The sequence below is a fragment of the Streptosporangium nondiastaticum genome (genome assembly GCF_003011965.1).
Lineage (GTDB): Bacteria > Actinomycetota > Actinomycetes > Streptomycetales > Streptomycetaceae > Streptomyces > Streptomyces nondiastaticus.
Map to the genome: position 1 here is coordinate 1 of NZ_PXWG01000429.1, position 246 is coordinate 246.

Here is a 246-nt window from a genome sequence, read left to right on the forward strand (position 1 = left end):
CCACGTGTGTATCGCTACTCATGCCTGCATTCTCACTCGTGAACCGTCCACAACTCGCTTCCGCGGCTGCTTCACCCGGCACACGACGCTCCCCTACCCATCACAGCGGGCGTTGGCCCTATTGCTGCAATGACACGACTTCGGCGGTACGCTTGAGCCCCGCTACATTGTCGGCGCGGAATCACTTGACCAGTGAGCTATTACGCACTCTTTCAAGGGTGGCTGCTTCTAAGCCAACCTCCTGGT

General features: G+C 58.5%; 1 rRNA gene. It reads right to left on the reverse strand.

The features are described 5' to 3' along the window. A 23S ribosomal RNA gene (locus B7P34_RS36545) occupies nucleotides 1-246 on the reverse strand; the annotation flags it as partial.